At 68.9% G+C, this 16658-nt stretch carries 16 protein-coding genes; 8 read left to right on the top strand and 8 right to left on the bottom strand.

Annotated elements, in window-relative coordinates:
- Positions 1 to 225: 225 nt before the first annotated feature.
- From ACGF0J_RS22165 to ACGF0J_RS22180, 4 genes are all read right to left on the bottom strand, one after another.
- Positions 226 to 810 carry a hypothetical protein gene (locus ACGF0J_RS22165; RefSeq protein WP_393148635.1) on the bottom strand — a complete coding sequence of 195 codons (585 nt, stop codon included), beginning with the start codon at positions 808 to 810 and terminating at the stop codon, positions 226 to 228.
- A gap of 73 nt (positions 811 to 883) precedes the next feature.
- Positions 884 to 5941 carry a DNRLRE domain-containing protein gene (locus tag ACGF0J_RS22170; protein ID WP_393148637.1) on the bottom strand — a complete coding sequence of 1686 codons (5058 nt, stop codon included), beginning with the start codon at positions 5939 to 5941 and terminating at the stop codon, positions 884 to 886.
- Between the two features lie 148 nt (positions 5942 to 6089).
- Complete coding sequence (locus tag ACGF0J_RS22175; protein ID WP_393148639.1) at positions 6090 to 6605, bottom strand: hypothetical protein; 516 nt, start codon at positions 6603 to 6605, stop codon at positions 6090 to 6092.
- A gap of 350 nt (positions 6606 to 6955) precedes the next feature.
- Positions 6956 to 7810 carry a hypothetical protein gene (locus ACGF0J_RS22180; RefSeq protein WP_393148641.1) on the bottom strand — a complete coding sequence of 285 codons (855 nt, stop codon included), beginning with the start codon at positions 7808 to 7810 and terminating at the stop codon, positions 6956 to 6958.
- Here ACGF0J_RS22180 and ACGF0J_RS22185 point away from each other — a divergent pair.
- Both ACGF0J_RS22185 and ACGF0J_RS22190 read left to right on the top strand, forming a co-directional pair.
- Complete coding sequence (locus ACGF0J_RS22185; RefSeq protein WP_393148643.1) at positions 7803 to 8006, top strand: hypothetical protein; 204 nt, start codon at positions 7803 to 7805, stop codon at positions 8004 to 8006. The genes ACGF0J_RS22180 and ACGF0J_RS22185 overlap by 8 nt on opposite strands.
- 67 nt (positions 8007 to 8073) lie before the next feature.
- Complete coding sequence (locus tag ACGF0J_RS22190) at positions 8074 to 8337, top strand: DUF1883 domain-containing protein (protein ID WP_393148645.1); 264 nt, start codon at positions 8074 to 8076, stop codon at positions 8335 to 8337.
- A gap of 107 nt (positions 8338 to 8444) precedes the next feature.
- On the opposite strand, the gene ACGF0J_RS22195 is transcribed toward ACGF0J_RS22190, so the two are convergent.
- Positions 8445 to 8681 (bottom strand): hypothetical protein, encoded by a 237-nt coding sequence (locus ACGF0J_RS22195; protein WP_393148647.1) that lies wholly within the window; start codon positions 8679 to 8681, stop codon positions 8445 to 8447.
- Between the two features lie 277 nt (positions 8682 to 8958).
- On the opposite strand from ACGF0J_RS22195, the gene ACGF0J_RS22200 reads away from it, so the two are divergent.
- Together ACGF0J_RS22200 and holA are read left to right on the top strand one after the other, a co-directional pair.
- A complete protein-coding gene (locus ACGF0J_RS22200; RefSeq protein ID WP_393148649.1) occupies positions 8959 to 9378 on the top strand; it encodes a hypothetical protein in 420 nt (139 codons plus the stop codon).
- Between the two features lie 53 nt (positions 9379 to 9431).
- Positions 9432 to 10403, top strand: coding sequence for a DNA polymerase III subunit delta (gene holA, locus ACGF0J_RS22205; protein WP_393148651.1), 972 nt, complete (start codon positions 9432 to 9434; stop codon positions 10401 to 10403).
- A 156-nt stretch (positions 10404 to 10559) separates the two neighbouring features.
- On the opposite strand, the gene ACGF0J_RS22210 is transcribed toward holA, so the two are convergent.
- A complete protein-coding gene (locus ACGF0J_RS22210; protein ID WP_393148653.1) occupies positions 10560 to 11057 on the bottom strand; it encodes a MarR family winged helix-turn-helix transcriptional regulator in 498 nt (165 codons plus the stop codon).
- 56 nt (positions 11058 to 11113) lie between these two features.
- Here ACGF0J_RS22210 and ACGF0J_RS22215 point away from each other — a divergent pair, with 56 nt between their 5' ends.
- On the top strand, positions 11114 to 12388 hold the full coding sequence (locus tag ACGF0J_RS22215) for an MFS transporter (RefSeq protein ID WP_393148655.1): 1275 nt from the start codon (positions 11114 to 11116) through the stop codon (positions 12386 to 12388).
- A gap of 71 nt (positions 12389 to 12459) precedes the next feature.
- Entirely contained in the window at positions 12460 to 12621 is a 162-nt protein-coding gene (locus ACGF0J_RS22220; protein WP_393148657.1) for a hypothetical protein, read from the top strand.
- Positions 12622 to 12742: 121 nt separating this feature from the next.
- On the opposite strand, the gene rpsT is transcribed toward ACGF0J_RS22220, so the two are convergent.
- Positions 12743 to 13012: a 30S ribosomal protein S20 gene (gene rpsT / locus ACGF0J_RS22225; protein ID WP_101783420.1), complete on the bottom strand. Its 270-nt coding sequence runs from the start codon at positions 13010 to 13012 to the stop codon at positions 12743 to 12745.
- 130 nt (positions 13013 to 13142) lie between these two features.
- Positions 13143 to 14132, bottom strand: coding sequence for a hypothetical protein (locus ACGF0J_RS22230; RefSeq protein ID WP_393148659.1), 990 nt, complete (start codon positions 14130 to 14132; stop codon positions 13143 to 13145).
- 55 nt (positions 14133 to 14187) lie between these two features.
- Between ACGF0J_RS22230 and lepA the strand changes: the two genes are divergently transcribed.
- Together lepA and ACGF0J_RS22240 are read left to right on the top strand one after the other, a co-directional pair.
- Positions 14188 to 16020, top strand: coding sequence for a translation elongation factor 4 (gene lepA, locus ACGF0J_RS22235; protein ID WP_393148661.1), 1833 nt, complete (start codon positions 14188 to 14190; stop codon positions 16018 to 16020).
- A gap of 239 nt (positions 16021 to 16259) precedes the next feature.
- Positions 16260 to 16574, top strand: coding sequence for a hypothetical protein (locus ACGF0J_RS22240; protein WP_393148663.1), 315 nt, complete (start codon positions 16260 to 16262; stop codon positions 16572 to 16574).
- Positions 16575 to 16658 lie beyond the last annotated feature (84 nt).

A 16658-nucleotide genomic window follows, 5' to 3' on the forward strand; every position in this document is an offset into this window, starting at 1 on the left:
GTCAGCGGAACAGGCCAGGCCCGCGGCTGACCCCCTGGCCGGGTGGCGGCCGGTATGCGGGTCCAGCCGAGCTATCGGCAAACCGGCCATGCGTCGATCTCGACCCGCGTGACCCGGGGATGAGATGCAGCGATTCAGCGGAGTCCACTGGCGCGGCAGGAAGGCCACCATGGCTTTGACGGGCCTCTGGCGGCGCGCCACGGACGAGCAGATCGGAGCCGGGCGTCATTGATCAATGGCTATTGAAGGATGAGCGTGGTCGAACCAATCGAGGCGAAGCCGTGCGCCTGTGCGTTCTTCTACGATGGCTAGGGCGGTTGCCTCAACGGCTGGCCAGGGGTCACGTTGGGCCGCAGACAGAGCAGCCAGTTCGGCTCGGACTGAGTCGAGGTCCTCGCCGACAGCGTCGGCTGGGTCAAGATAGGGGACGGCTGCGATAATGCGCCCATCCCGGGCATGGATCATCCGTCGGCTCAGTGCCGTATGCCAGGAGACGTGCCAGACATCAACGTTGCGACTGAGCTGGGCGATGAAGTCCGGGTCTGGCGTGTTGCTCGTTCTGTGGAGGTCGACGATCATCACGGCTTCATCCGTTGCGTCGAGTATGACCGCGTTGTCCGTGTAGGCATCCTCGAAATCGCGCTCGACGATGTCAGCGTGGCTGTTCCCGGCCAACCGCTGCGCGACATCGCTCAGCGTCAGTGGTCCGACTCGCGGCCGTAGAACCGTCCATGCAAACTCCTCGGTGAGCCAGCTGCCGTCTCCGAGGAGGAGTTCTGCGTAACGCTGCGCTGTTTCCTGGAAGTTCATTCTCGATCTCTCGTTGTCCAGTGACAGCCGCGTGGCGGGAGAATATGCTCTCTCCCGCCACGCGGGCTAGTCCCTAGTCTTCCGGCAGGTCTTTAAAGAAGTCTGATTTCTGGTCGATCGGCTGGAAGCACAGGTCCTTCATAGGTTCGACGCTGGTGAGCTTGGTGGCGAAGCGGTTGAAGAAGTGATGGCCGTACAGGATCCGATCGCGGTTGTAGAGACGGGTCAGTGCTTTGCCCGCCTCTCCGTTTTGTGCCTTCGACATGGAGCACACCGAGAAGTTTCGGTGTTTGTCATTCTCAGCGTGCCGGGTTCCCGAAGATTGGAACGGGTATTCGTCGCACTCCTGAGCGGGCCAGATGGCACCGGGCCACAGGCTGTCGCATCGTGCTTTGGCCCGGGAGTTGCTGTTCTTTGCCCACGGGTCGTCGACGCGCCACAGGTAATTGGCCTTGGTGGGGCGCTGGGTGCCGTTCACCGCGCATCCGACAATGGTTTTGGCCGAGTCCTTGGGGTAGGTGTCGGCCGACTGGTAGCAGGCCTTCCAGTAGTGCTTATAAGCGACGTCGTACTTGGCTCCCATCCGCCACTCGATCGACGACAGCACGGGAAGCGTGCACCCGCCCGCCCGCTCCGCGATGTACCGGGCGGAATCGCAGGTGATCTGCGCCTTTTCCTCGATCGTGCCGTACTCGAAAAGGGGCAGGTGGCCGCTGCTGGTCATGTGCACGTACGGCTTGAACACGCAGGTGGCGATCTTCTCCGGGCTGTTGAGAGCGTGAGCCGGGTCGGAGCGGAATCGGAAGGTGGCGAGCTTGGACCACTTCCCGTCATCGGTTTCGTCCGCGGCCTCGATCCAGTCCTCAACCTCCATGGTCAGATGGTTTTTCTGAGTGGCGCCTTGGAAGGTGGTGACATCACGGCATGCCGTCTGACCCGGCGTGGGAGTCATACCAATGGTGAGCGGGACATCGTCATTTTTGAAGATGTCGATGCCCGTCGACCTGCTGTGGCCGACGTACAGGTCGAACCACATATCGCGGGTGGTCGCCCCAGCGTCAAGATCTGTCTTGCCGCTGAAGGTCTTAGCCACCAGCATGACCTTACCGGACCATTCTAGATCCGCGTCGACGTCGATACCGTCACCGTCGGAGCCGATCGTTCCGCTGAATACTCCGAGCTCATGGAGCATGCAGCCGCTGAAGCGGTTCTTCATCAGGCCGTAAGTGCGCGTGCGCCAGCCATGGTTTTCCCAGCAGGTTTCCGGGGAGATCCTGTCGTAGCGGCCGGCGGCGAGTGCCGTGGCACTTGACGGAGCCTTCTGCGCGGCGGCTCCGCTCGGGGCCGTCGGGCTGCCGTCCGTCAGCGCGAACACTTCGTCGTCGATGAGATCACGGCCGTAGACCCAGACTTCGTCGATGCTGCCGTTCATGGCCGTGCCGAGCGTTAGCGGCCCGGATGACTTCCAGGGAGTGAAGGTGAGTGTGCTGCTTCCGATCGGCCTGCCGTCCAGGTAGAGCGTGGCTGTGTTGGAGTCGTGCGTGTACACGGCGGCAAGGTGGAACCACTCGTTGACCGGCGCCTTCATGCCGGAGAACACCCCCTCGACGCTGGGACTGGCGGTATCCGCGCTGGTGAAGGTGAAGATCAGGCCACGCTCAGGGTCGTTGCCCAGTTGGAAGGGGGCCTGGTTGGTGCCGCGCTGTTCAAGCGCGGTGTACGTGCCGTCCTTGTCCCACCTCAGCCATGCCGCCACAGTGAAGCTCTGGTCGGTATTGATGACCGCCTGAGCGGTCTGCGCCAGCGGGCCGGGAATGGGCTGATCAAGCTTGACCGTGACAAGTTGCCAGTCCGACCAGGGCGATGCTGTCTCGCCGACGACTGCGCGAGCTCGCCAGCGTAGCTTCCACCCGTCTACCAGTTCGCCGGCTGGGACGGTGACGTTTGCCTGCGTTCCCGAGGTCACGTTGTCCGCGGCGCCGGACCAGATCGGACCCGTGCCCTGCCCGGGGACTGCCGGGTCGTGCTCGACCTCGAACTCGGCCCTGAGCGTTCCGCCGAGTGGGTCTGTGACCTGCGCCAGCAGGCTTGGGGTGAGCGAGGCGGTATGCAGCTTCCCGTCGATGACCTGCGACGGATTGACCTGCAAGGCCCCTACCGTTGGCCCGGTGCCCGGGTCGGGGACGTCAACCGTCACCTCCTGCCATGCCGACCACGGTGACGAAACCGAGGTAGCCGCGTTCACCGCGCGGGTGCGCCAGCGGATCTTCCAGCCGTCGACCAGCCTGCCTGCGGGAACGGTCACCACGGCCTGCTCGCCGGAGGTGACCTCAGGTGAGGTTCCGGTCCAGATCTGGCCGCTGCCTTGTGCGGTCGCGGCCGGGTCGTGCTCGACCTCGAACTCGCCAGTCAGGCTGCCGCCGGCGGTGTCGGTGACGGTCACGGCAAGCTGGGGGGTGAGCGAGCCGGTCACCGTGACACCATCCACCGTCTGTGCCGGGGTGATGGCTGGGGCGGAGATGACTGGTTGCGATGCCGCTCCGCTGGTGGTGATGGTCAGCGTCGGCGGCAGGTTGAAGTCGGTGTTCTCGGAGGAGGTGAATACCCGGTAGTTGTTGATGTTCGCCTCGCCGGGCGACTTGAGTACCAGGCCGTAGTTGGCGGCGCCGGCTGCCCAGTCCTGGGCGATGCCGGTGACGTTCCAGTCCATGGTGTCCGGGTAGGTGGCGCAGTCCTGGTTGACGCCCTTGAAGTTGGTGGAGGCGTCCTCGGTGGTGAGGGCGGGCTTGTTGGCCCAGTACAGATTGTCCGGGTCCCACGTATCGGTGAGGCGGGCGACCTGGATGCCGTTCGCGAGCGCGGCGCCGCAGTTGTGGCTGTCGATGGTGTTCATCGACAGCTTGGCGTCGGTTACCGTGCTGCCCTGCAGGCCTGTGGTGTCGAACTGCAGATGTACCCGGGCCTTCGTTCCGCCCGTCATGGTGCCGGCAAGCATGTACGGGTTATCCGGCAGCGCGGGAGAGCCGTCGGAGTCATTCGTGCTGGTATCGACGTCGACGCTGAGCGGCAGCGTCACCGCCGCAGCCAGGCGCACCGGATAGGTGGTGGCGGCATCGGCCAGGAACTTCTGGTCGGGCTTGACCACCAGTTCCGTACGCCCGTCCTTGGTGGCCAGGTCCAGGCCCGCCGCGCCGCGCTTGACTGGCAGCGGGCGGTCCTTGGTGCCGCCGTCCGACACGGCCGGACGCGTTCCCGCGGCGACCAGCTTCTTGTCCTGGCCCTTCAGCAGCAGTCGGCCGCCCTTGCCCTCGGACAAGGTCAGGCCCTCACCTTCGACGCCGATCCGCAACTCCACCGGCGTGGCAGGCCGCTGTCGCAGCACTACCTCATACCGGAAGCCGGTCGGCAATGCCGTCACTACCAAGTCGGCACCGGCCCCGACGGCGTCGGTGTAGGTGGCCACACTGCCCTTGACCGTCGGCTTCGGCAGCAACGTCGGCCAGCGCAACGCGTACGACTTCCCATCCGCCGTCATCTTCACGAACGGATCCGTGCCACCGGTGGAAAACACCACCAGGGCGCCCTCGGCGAGGGCCTTGGGCCGCAGCTTGCCGCCCTGCTCAGCCAGGGTGGTGTCGATCGGCATCCAGCGGCCGCCCTGCTTGACGCGTACTGGACCGGCCGCGACCTCAATCTTGAACGTCTTCCCGTCTGGCTGGGCGTAGGTGACGCTGGTCGCGGTTGTCTCAGCGCCTACCTCGACGGCGGACTTCTGCGCGACGGACTGTCGCGAAGCAGCGATTCGAGCCGGCTGCGAGCTCTGCGCCTCAGGAGGTGCGGTGGACTCACTGGCGACGACCGCATTGGTCAGGGCAGAGTTGCTTACTCCGGAAGTCCACGTGACTCCGTTGTTCACCGTGGCTGTGTGGTTGTTGCCCGAGACGTCAGCCGCGCTCGTCCCCGTTGCCTCGCTGAACGGCCAGCGTGCAGTTACCCCCTCCTCGGGGGAGGGCAACGGTACTTGCAAGTCGTCGGTCGATGTGGTGGCGTCCTGATCCGACGAGGACCGATAGGCCAAGTCTTCCTCGAAGGTGGCCGAGGGGGGCTCGGGCAGTGTGTTCGACACCCGACCGCGCGCCGCCCACGCGTTGAGCTCGGTAATCGACGTGGGCCTGGTCTCATCTGGGCTCATCAGCAACGCGCCGACCACCGGGGTGGGCGGGAGCTCGAAGTCCACGGTGAGGATGGGCGGGTGAAGTTGCCCCTTGCACGCCTCCAGCGGGACGCTCCTGCAACCGCCTGCCTCGTCGGTCCGGTAACGGCGCCAGTTGGTGATGTCCGACTCGCTGCCGGCGCTGAGCTGGACGCCATAGTTGGAGGCACCGTCCGACCAAGCCTGGACGATCTCGTCGATCGAGTAGACCAGGTCCCATTCCTTGCCTGCCCAGCTTGCGGCTCCGCTGGTGCAGTTGGGACTGTAGGCGGCGCCCTCGGTGATCTGACCCGTTGAGGTGACCGAAGGCTGGCTGTTCCACGTCATGGTCGCTTCGTCCCAGAGCGACGTGACTCGTCGGGTGGTGATCCCGGAGCCGACGTAGGTCCCGCAATCGTTGGACAGATGGTTCCACAGGATCAGATCGGCGTTCTGCACCTTGAGGCCGCGGAACTCGGCGGGCATGTCGGGGAACTTGATGTAGCTGCGCCATTTGACGGTGCCGCTGTTGGACTTGCCGACCAGGATCCGGTCCAGTGTGAAGTTGTCCCAGCTGTCCGGGTAGTCGGCGTTGTTGACGAAGGTGTCCCAGCCCTGCTTGGGCAGACCGCCCGCGCCGGTGTGGGTCTCCCACCAGTCGGCCGCCACGGCCGCCATGGTCACGGGATAGGTGACCGCAGGGTCTGCCAGAAACGCGGCATCTGGGGCGAACACCAGCGACTTACCGTCGTCATCGAGGCTGATCGCGGCTTTGCCGACCTTGCCTTCGTCGATGGGGGCGTAGGCGTCGGCGGCCGTGGCGTCCTGCAGGAGTGTCGGCCGCAGTTCGGTCAGCGTCTTGCCGTCCTTGCCCACGATGATGGGCCGGCCAGCGGCGTTCTTCTTGAACGACAGGCTCTCGGGTAGATCGACCGGCACTCGGGTAGATCGACCGGCACTCGGAAGGAGACTGGTCCTGTAGGCCGCTCGGCTATGGTGATCTGCTGCCGGAACCCGGTCGCGTCTGCAGTCACCACCAAGTCGCGGCCCTTACCGTAGACACCGGGATAGGTGGCGGTGTTGCCCTTCAGACGGGGGCCGGCAGGGCCGACGGCGTGCCGACCTTCGCAGTGGCGTCAACTACCCGGCTCTTGAGCAGGGTCTTGTCCCGGCCAGCAGACAGGACAAGACCGCCATGCGCCGCCTTAGGCCTGATGGCGCCATCCACCTCAACGAGGGTGGTGTCGATCGGTGTGAAGCCCGTGTCGCCGGAGTTCTTGACCCGGATCGGCCGGGAATGCATTTCCATCCGGACCGTCTTGCCGTCCGGGTTGGCATAGAAGGTGGCACTTTCCGAGCGCATCGACTCGATCTCGACGCGCCTGTTGTGCTTCTTCGCCTGTTCCAGCGCCTTGCCGGTGGGGGTGCCTAGCGGCGACGCCGCCGGGGTGGCGGGGGCGGGAGTGGGGGTCGGGGTTGGCGTGGGCTCCTGGGCGACTGCGGGCGCGCTCATCAGCGAGAACGGCAGCGTCAGGGCCGCGACCAGGGCAGCGCGGCGGCACGTCCGGCGGGATAAACCAGACGATGTGCGTGTTGTGGTCACTCGTGCCTTTCATTTACATAAGCGGCAAAACGGAGTGATCATGACATGGGCGTAAGTTATCTGTAAAGATCCTTATTAGCGGCAGGAAGACACGTTCTGTGATCATTAAGCGGTGTACGCGCGCAGCTGTGGCGCGATGACCTGCCCGACGATCCGGTCGCGGATGCGCCGCATGTGGGGATCGGCCCGCTGTATGGCCAGCACATCCCGGCCGTCAGCGGTCTGGTGCCGCTGATCGCGGCCGCTACCGGGGTGGAGCCAGGCCGCGTCGACCAGGTGCTTGCCGAGAGCATGAGCTGACCGCCCCGGGTCCCCGCCGCCCGTCGGCGTAGCCGGCGGGGCCCGGGCGGTCAGCGGGACAGGCCGGGCCCACGGTCGACGCCGTGGCCGGGTGGCGGCCGGTATGCCTCATTCCGGCGCTGGCGTTCCTGTTCGCGCTGACGGCCGGGTGCCGGCCTGGTGGGGTCGTCCTGGCGGGCCTGGCGCTGGCGCTGGGCGTGTTCGGCGCGGGCGGCGCGTTCGACGTCGCGCCGGTCGGGCGGCAGGTCGGCGCGGCGTTGCTGTTCCTGCTGGACCGCCGCGAGCTGGGCGTGGGCCAGGTCGTGGTTGTGGCGGGCCCGGCCGGCGCGCTGGCTGGCGTCGTCGACGTCGACGGCCCGGGCGCCGCGCAGCGCGTTGTCGAGATCGCGTTCCAGGTCTGCATGGCGGCGGCGGACCATCGGCCACACGTTGCCCGGCGGCGCTTGGGCGGCGGCGCGCTCGGCGGCTTCCTGCAGGGCCGGGCCCTGCAGGCGGACCGGCTCCAGGCGCTCGCGCACGGCCACCAGCTCGGCGCGGACTCTGGGCAGGTCGGCCTGCAGTTGGCGGCGGCGGGCCCGGTGTGAGGGGCGCAAGCTGCCCAGCGAGTCGAGCTCGCGCTGGAGGTCTACTTCGCGCTGGCGCAGCTGGTGGATCCGCTCACGGCCGTCGCTGACGGTCTGCCGGGCGTGTTGCAGCTCGCGCCCGGCGGCTTCGGCGGCGTCGATCTGGCGGACCTGTTCGGCGAGCCGTGCCCGCGTCTGCTGCAGCGCCTTCTCGGCGGGGCCGCCGCCGTCGCGGGTGTAGCGGCGGGCGTCCTGGTCGGCGGCCTGCAGGGCGGCGGCCGCCGCGGTGACGCGCTCGGTGAGCGGGCGGGTGCGGGCGGCCAGCTGCGCGGCGGTGAGCATGCCGACTCCGTGCGGGAGCTGGCTCAGGGCCAGCAGGGCGCTGGCCCTCGTGATGCCCGCCATGCTGGCCGCGACGGGGATCCACGCGCTGCTGCAGGCCGCCGGCGAGGACGGCGACGACCGCCACGCCAAGATCCGTGAAGCCATCGACGCCTTCACCGGCACCAGCGAGGTCCTGGCCACGATGGTGCCGTGATCCCCCCGTTTGGGGAGACGAGCCTCTGCCCCTTCCTGCTCAGTGCGTGACCAGCTACAAACGATGTGTGCAGCATCTGTACTGGGACCTCGGAGAGACCGGGGCCGGCGCCTGCTTCGAGGTGGACTGGCGCGGCTCGACCGCCCGGGTGGCCCTCATGGACAGCGAGGAATACCAGTCCTACCTCGATGAAGAGGCCTATCAGTACCACGGCGGCTTCTACGACTACAGCCCCATCGTCTTGCAGGTGCCCTACGACGACTACTGGTATCTGATCGTCGACAGCTACGACCGGGTCAAGAAGGTCACCGTCGAGCAGCTCTTCGACTGAAGCCTGGCGCTCATGAGGTGAGTCGTGGCGGCGCTGTTGATCATGGGATCAGTAGAACGCGCGCCTGCCCGCGTGGCCGCGCGTGCGGGAGGACGCAGGTCGGCTCGTCAGGGTGCGGAGTGGGGGCCGGCGATGCGGGCGGCGTGGCGGTAGTCGGCAGCGGTGGAGCGGTGGCTGCGGGCGGCGCCGGCGATGCTGGTGGCCACCGACGCGGTGCGGCGGGCGAGCTCGGCGAGCTGCGCTTCCCAGCCGGTCGACGGGTCCACGGCCGCGCGATCGGTTGTGTCACTGGCGGCGTCGCCGTGCGGCTCACTGCCGGCGGGCGCGGGCGTGCCAGTCGACACGGTGGCGGTGTGGAGGGCGGTGAGCTCGGCGGTCAGGCGGGCGAGCTGGTCGACGTCGGCGGCCAGGCGGCGGCTGCAGGTGCGCGAGGTCCTGCAGGGCGCGGGCGGCGCGGTCGCGGGCGCGGTGGGCGGCCTGGCGGCAGGGCTTGCCGCACTAGATGGCCGGGCGGCCGCGGCGCGCGGCGTGGATCGGGCCGGCGCTGACGGGGCAGGAGCTGGTCAGGGGAGCGGTCATCACCTCGCTGCCTTCCATACGGGCTCGGGGTTGTCGGGGGGATTGGCGTCGTGGCGGCCGCCGTCGGCGCCGGACGACGCAAACGCCGGGCTACTGGTCGTCGGTGTCGTGCGTGGTGGGCTCGGCGCGGGTGGCCAGCATGCGCTCCAGCCAGGCCCGTTCGATGGCCACCGCGGCCGCGTCGACCGCGTCGACCGCGTCGACCGGGTCGACCGGCTCGGCAGGGGCAACCGGGATGTCGGCACTGCTCTCAGGGGTGTTCTCGGGGGCGGGCGGTCGGCCGGAAGCGCCGGTGACCTGAGCGAGCCAGGCGCGCTCGCCCGCGACGGTGGCGGGGTCGTCGAAGTCGGGCGGGGTTTCGCCGGGCAGCGCCTGGCGGCCGACGACGTTGCGCTAGAAGACTACTTCGTCCCCAGGTCTCACGAGAGTCTGACAGAGAGGGGTCCCCTCGGGAGGCTCTGATGGTGGGAAGTTCGAGTACGCGGCTGGACGGTTGGCATGGCATGCTGCTCGGCATGGCGGGAACCGAACCAGCGCCCGTGACCTTGGTCATGGGCGACGAGGAGCTGCTGGCCGAACGGGCGGTTCGTGCCGTCGTCGAGGCGGCGCGAGCCGCCGGGGCGGGGGCGGAGGTGCACGACCTCGTCGGCGGGAAGGTGGGGCAGGGTGAGCTGACCCAGCTGACCTCACCATCCCTGTTCGGCGACCGCTCCGTGGTGGTGATCAGATCTGCTCAGGACCTGCCGAAGGAGGTCATCGCCGAGGTGGTCGCCTACGCCGGGCGCCCGTCCGAGGACACGGTCCTGGTGCTCTCGCATCCCGGCGGGGTGAAGGGCAAGGCACTCGTCGACGGGTTGAAGAAGGCCAAGGCGCACGTCGTCACCGTCAGCAAGGTGACCAAGGCGGGGGAGCGGCTCGACTTCATCAGGGGCGAGTTCAAGCGGGCCGGGCGGTCCATCGCGCCGGACGCGGCTCAGGCGCTGCTCGACGCGGTGGGTAACGACCTGCGGGAGCTGGCGGCGGCGTGCAGCCAGCTGATGTTCGACACCGAGGACAAGACGGTGGGCGCGGCGGCTGTGGCGCGCTACCACAAGGGGCGCGCGGAGGTCACGGGGTTCAACGTGGCGGACGCGGCGATCGAGGGACGGCTCGCCGAGGCCTTGGAACAGTTGCGGTGGGCGCTCGGCACGGGGGTCGCCCCCGTCCTCCTGGTGAGCGCGCTGGCGGGCGGGCTGCGGTCCGTCGCCAAGGTCGGCGGTGCACCGCGGAACCTCCGCGGCGGGCAACTCGCCAGCCATCTGGGTATGCCGCCGTGGAAGATCGACCGGGTCAAGCGGCAGCTGAACGGCTGGGGTCCGGAGGGGCTGTCCCGCGCGATCCAGGCGATCGCCGACGCCGACGAGCAGGTCAAGGGCGGCGGCGCCGACCCCGCGTACGCCCTGGAGCACGCGGTTCAGGTCATCGTGGCCAGCCGGATGGGCCGCTGATTCGCCGTTCCGCTGCTCGGACGGTTCCTGAGCTCCGCCCTCGGATGGCTCCCGGCCTCCGCTGCTCGGACGGTTCCTGGGCTCCGCCGTTCGGATGGCTTCCGGGTGAGGCCCCCGGCACGGCCGCCGGATCGAGCGGCAGGGGAGAGGCTGGAGTCAGGAGGGTGATTCGACGCGGGAGAGCATGCGCTTGAGCAGCCCGTTGAGGGCTTCGCGGTCGGCCGGGTCCAGGGCGGCCACCATCTGGGCCTCGACCTCCGCCCCTACCGTCATCGCCGCCATCCACAGGTCGTGGCCCTTGCCGGTGAGCTCGACGTCCACCCGCCGCCGGTCGTCCGTGCCGCGTACTCGCCTGATGAGCTGCGCCCGCTCCAGGGTGTCCAGGCGCCCCGTCATGCCCGCGGGTGACAGCAGCAGCTCGGCGGCCAGCTCTGAGGGGGTGGCCGAGCCGCCCCTGGCCACCAGCCGGTGCATCGTGTCGAACTCGAACTTCTGGAGGCCGACCTCCGCCAGCACCGCCTCCTTGGTGTGGGCGAGGTGTTTCACGAGGAGTTGCATGCGGGTGACGATGCCCTCCGCCAGCTCGTCGAACGGCGCTTTGCCGCGCCAGCGGGCCAGGTGGCGATCGACCGAGTCTTCCACCCGCCAGATCATACGACACAGTCTATTTTGTTGACGAAATATTAGCTGACGAAATAGTGTCTCGCGGCATGATGACCCGCCTGCTGATCGGGCGCGCCCTTTCGGCTCTCGCCACGGCCCTGATCCCCACCACTCTCACCCTCGCGGTGCTCCGCACGACGGGCAGTGCCGAGGCGCTCGGGCTCGTGCTGGCCTGTGAGCTGGCGCCCCTGCTGTTGTTGCTGCCGGTCGGCGGGGTGCTGGCCGACCGGCTCCGGCCGGAGCGCGTCGTCCTGCTGGCAGACCTGGTGCGCTGCCTGGCCCAGACCGCCACCGGCGTGGTGCTGCTCGTGGGCACGCCACGGGTGTCCGACCTGGCGGTCCTGTCCGCGGTGTCGGGGGTGGCGATCGCGTTCGGCATGCCGGCCGTTCCCCGGCTGGTGGCGGGGGCGGTGCCGGGACCTGACCGGCTACGGGCGAACGCGCGCATCGGCGTGGCCACCAGCGTGTCCAGCGTGATCGCCCCGGCACTGGCGGGGGCGATCACGCTGGCGGCCGGGCCGGGCTGGGCGGCGCTGCTCACCGCGTCGGCCTACGCCTGCTCGGCCCTCACCCTGGGTGGCATCCGTACGGCGGCGCGACCACGGCGCGATCACGGGGAAACATCGGCGTTCGGCCGGGACCTGGTCGACGGCTTTCGGGAGATCAGGAGCCGCCCGTGGTTCTTCCGGAGCGTTCTCGGCCACGGCGTCTGGCACTTCGCGGCCGGCCTGTTCCTGACGCTCGGCCCGCTCACCGTGGTCCAGCGGCTCGGGGGCGAGCCCGCGTGGGTGCTGGTCGTGCAGTGCGGCACGGTGGGCCTGGTCGCGGGCGTCTTCGCCGCGCCCCGGCTGCCGATCGCCCGGCCCATCGTCGCGGTGCAGGTCGCCGCGGCCCTCTACCTCGCGCCGATGGCGGCGCTCGCCATCCCGGCCCCGGCCTGGGTGATCGCGGGTGCCTACGCGGTGGCGATGTTCGGTCTCGGACTGCTCAGCCCTCTGTGGGAGACGGTCGTGGCCGGGGAGGTGCCGGAGGGCGCGCTGGGTCGCGTGCGCTCGTTCGACCAGCTCATCTCGTTCGCGGCGCGGCCGCTGGGGCTGGCCGTCGCGATGCCGCTGGCCGGCGTGACCGGCACCACGCTCCTGCTGCTGGTCGGCGGCGTGCTGGTCGCCTCCGCCAATCTGGCCGCCATCGCCAACCTGGCCGTGGCCCGCACCTCGGCGGGGGTTCCCATGCCGGGCCGCGGTGCCCGCCCCGGGTGCGGCGTCCAGCCCGCCTCAGGCCCGGCGTCCAGCCCGCCTGGCGGCGTTCGTCCGGACTCCTGAGGGACGGCCTCGCGGAGGACGCCGTCGCTGATCTCCAGGACGCGGTCAGCCGGCGTCATGAGGCCAGGGTCGTGGGTGGCGACCAGGGCCGTGACGCCCTCGCCGCGGACCACACCGATCACCAGGGCGTTCTCGGCCAGGGCGGTGACCTTCCGGCCGGCCGCCACGACCCGCCCGGCGTCCGGCCGGTCGAGCCCGCCGCGCAGCCGGTACGCGGAGGCGACGCGATGTGATATCGAAACTGTTACTCAAGCCGGCGTGTGAGCCCTGGCGGGCCGGCCACAGGATACGAAAACGCCGCACTCCGGACATGGGAGTGCGGCGCTCAGGTCGAATCAGGCAGGACGCCTTGACCTACTTGGCGGCCAGCTCGGCGGCCTGCTTGGCGATCGCCGACTTGCGGTTGGCGGCCTGGTTCTTGTGGATGACGCCCTTGCTGACGGCCTTGTCGAGCTGGCGCGCCGCGACGCGCTGGAGCGCCACGGCCTGCTCGACGTCGCCCTGCTCGGCGGCCTCACGGAACTTGCGAACGGCCGTCTTCAGGGACGACTTGACCGCCTTGTTGCGCAGACGAGCCTTCTCGTTCTGCTTGTTGCGCTTGATCTGGGACTTGATGTTCGCCACGAAGAAGCCTCGGTGAAAGTCTGGGTGATGGATGGGGCGCGCGGGCTCGAGAGAGGGCGCGCCACACGCAGTTGAACAGATTACCAATAACCCAGGTGGCTGCTCAAATCAACGACCCGGGTGAGCTCCGTCAGATGAGCCAGTGGGTAGCGTACTCCCTCCAGTCCTGCTCCGTCGCCGCGAAGTCCACGTACATCGCCAGGCCGAATCTCTCCCGCCGCCCGTGCTCCGACAGGGCCAGTCTGGCGGCGCGTGCCGTGACGGCCACGCTCTCGGCGCTGTCGCCGAGCGGCAGGCCGTGGTCGTGGTAGGCGGGGGCGCCGACGAAGAGCTGCCTGTCCGGGGGCACCAGGTCGAGGGCCAGGACGGCCTGCCGGACGACGTGCCCGCCGTACAGCGACTCCAGCGGCATGCCGGAGTCGTACGCCATCACCGCGACCTGGTCGACGCGCTGGGCCACGCTCCTGAAGTAGTCCTGCGACCAGTACTTGTCGTGGTCGAGGACCGCGCGGGTGGCCGGCCGCATCAGCGGGAACGGCTCGATCTGCGGCGTCGAGGTGGACAGCAGCCGGGTCAGCGGCCGGGTGCGGTCGAGCAGGTCGAGGAACTCCTCGTCGCCGCTGCCGAGGGGCTCGAAGTTGTAGTGGACGCCGTCGAAGCCCGTCTTCATGATCTCGCGGACGCCGTCGAGCACGTTCGCCCGGGAGCGGGCGTCGTCCAGGTCGAGGACGCCGTCCACCTTCTGGCCGAGCCAGGCGGAGACGCGGACGCCGGGCAGGTGCTGGCGCACCCAAGCAACGAAATTCCGGCCGTTCGGGTATTTGGCAGGATCTAACCGGCCATCAGCTTCGAACGGTCCCGCATGCACGTACAGGTCCTTGATCCCGGTCCTGCGCAACCGGACCGCCAGCGCCGCCACATCCGCCTCCGCGCGGCGCCCGTCCACCCACATGTGCCCCATCCAGAGGGCGTCGTGGCCCGTGCTCTTCGCCCAGCCCGCGGGCGCGCCGGTAAACTGGACGCGGAACGCGCCGGCCACCAGGCCGACCAGCGCGACCACGACGGCCAAGGCAAGCGCGACCAGGCGCAGGCCGCGGCGGACGACGGTTCGGGAGATCACCCGGGCATGTCACCATGAAAGACGCTTGACCTCAACCCTGTCGAAACGGACTTCGGTGCGCACTCAGCCTGGCCAGACCGACCCCGCGTTGATCCGCAACTTCTGCATCATCGCGCACATCGACCACGGCAAGTCGACCCTTGCCGACCGGATGCTGCAGATCACCGGCGTGGTCGACGAGCGTTCCATGCGTGCCCAGTATCTCGACCGGATGGACATCGAGCGCGAACGCGGCATCACGATCAAGTCCCAGGCCGTCCGCCTCCCCTGGGACGGCCACGTGCTCAACATGATCGACACGCCCGGCCACGTCGACTTCACCTACGAGGTGTCGCGGTCGCTGCAGGCGTGCGAGGGCGCGGTCCTGCTGGTCGACGCCGCCCAGGGCATCGAGGCGCAGACGCTGGCCAACCTCTACCTGGCCATGAACGCCGACCTGCACATCATCCCCGTCCTCAACAAGATCGACCTGCCCGCGGCGCAGCCGGAGAAGTTCGCCGAGGAGCTCGCCGGTCTCATCGGCTGCGACCCGTCCGACGTGCTGCGCGTCTCCGGCAAGACCGGCGCCGGCGTGCGGGAGCTGCTCGACCACGTGGTCGCCTCCGTTCCGCCGCCCGTCGGCCGGGCCGACTCCGCCGCCAGGGCGCTGATCTTCGACTCGGTGTACGACACCTACCGGGGCGTGGTCACCTACGTCCGAGTCTTCGACGGCCACCTCGGGCGGCGTGAGCGCATCCTCATGATGTCCACCAGCGCCACCCACGAGATGCTGGAGATCGGCGTCATCTCGCCCGAGCCCAAGCCGTCCGACCTCGGGCTCGGCGTCGGCGAGGTCGGCTACCTGATCACCGGCGTGAAGGACGTGCGCCAGTCGCGGGTCGGTGACACCGTCACCTCGGCCACCAAGTCGGCCGGTGAGATGCTGGCCGGCTACGAGCACCCCAAGCCCATGGTGTTCTCCGGCCTGTATCCCATCGACGGCGACGAATACCCCGAGCTGCGCGAGGCGCTCGACAAGCTCCAGCTCAACGACGCCGCTCTCGTCTACGAGCCAGAGACCTCGGCCGCGCTCGGCTTCGGCTTCCGGGTGGGCTTCCTGGGCCTGCTGCACATGGAGATCGTCCGCGAACGGCTGGAGCGGGAGTTCGGCCTGTCGCTGATCTCGACCGCGCCCAACGTCGTCTACCGTGTCGTCATGGAGGACGGCAGCGAGCTGACCGTCACCAACCCGTCGGAGTTCCCGTCGGGCGGCAAGGTCGCCCAGGTCTTCGAGCCGGTCACCAAGTCGACGATCCTGGCCCCGGCCGAGTTCATCGGCGCGATCATGGAGATCTGCCAGGGGCGGCGCGGTCAGCTCCAGGGCATGGACTATCTGTCGGAGGACCGCGTCGAGATCCGCTACACGCTGCCGCTCGGCGAGATCATCTTCGACTTCTTCGACCAGCTCAAGTCGCGCACCCGCGGTTACGCCTCGCTCGACTACGAGCCCGCCGGCGAGGCCGAGGCCGACCTGGTCAAGGTCGACATCCTGCTCCAGGGCGAGCCGGTCGACGCCTTCAGCGCGATCGTGCACAAGGAGAAGGCGTACGCCTACGGGGTCGACATGGCCAAGAAGCTGCGCGAGCTGATCCCGAGGCAGCAGTTCGAGGTGCCGATCCAGGCCGCCATCGGCGCCCGCGTCATCGCCCGCGAGAACATCCGCGCCATCCGCAAGGACGTCCTCGCCAAGTGCTACGGCGGCGACATCTCCCGTAAGCGCAAGCTGCTGGAGAAGCAGAAGGAAGGCAAGAAGCGGATGAAGATGGTGGGCCGGGTCGAGGTGCCGCAGGAGGCGTTCGTCGCCGCCCTGTCCACCGACTCCGGCTCCGCCGACAAGTCCAAGAAGTAGGAGCGCGGGCGGTCGCGGGTCAGCCGGACGGCGCCCGCCCCGCCCCGCCCCGCCTCGCCCGCCTTGGCCGCCTTGGCCGCGGTCCCCGCCTCCCGACCCGCCCGGTCTCCCGTCGCCTCCAACTCTGAGGGTCGGCCCCGCCGACCGTGGTCGCGTGCATGCCCGTACGCCGGACGATTTTGTCGGTGTCACCGGCTACCTTGAGGCAATCGAACACGCGTGCGACTGGAGGGTGTGTCGTGACTGCTGCTGAGAGGTTCGAACAGGCCGCCGTGCTGGGCGTGGCGATGGCCGAGGAGTTGCGCCAGCTGCTGCGGCGGCACGCGGTGGCGACCGGCGACGCCGGGGAGGGCATGGTGCTGGTCGACGTGCCTTACCCCGACGCGGCCGTGCTCGTCGCCGTGCTGGACGTGGCGGCCGAATGTTTCGGGAAACGCGGCGCCACCGTCGAGGAGACTCGGCAGGCCGCCCTGGAGACGCTCTTACAGCTGGCCGGGTTCGACGCCGAGTCGCAGTTGCGGCTGGCCCCGCCGGGCTCCCTCGCCTGCTCCTGAGCGTCGCCTGCTCCTGAGGGTCGCCCGCTTGTGGGGCTCGTCTCGCTCGTGACGCCCCCGACCCGCGCCGCTCGCGGGTGAAGT

It is taken from the genome of Nonomuraea sp. NPDC047897, assembly GCF_043204415.1.
Taxonomy (GTDB): Bacteria; Actinomycetota; Actinomycetes; order Streptosporangiales; family Streptosporangiaceae; genus Nonomuraea.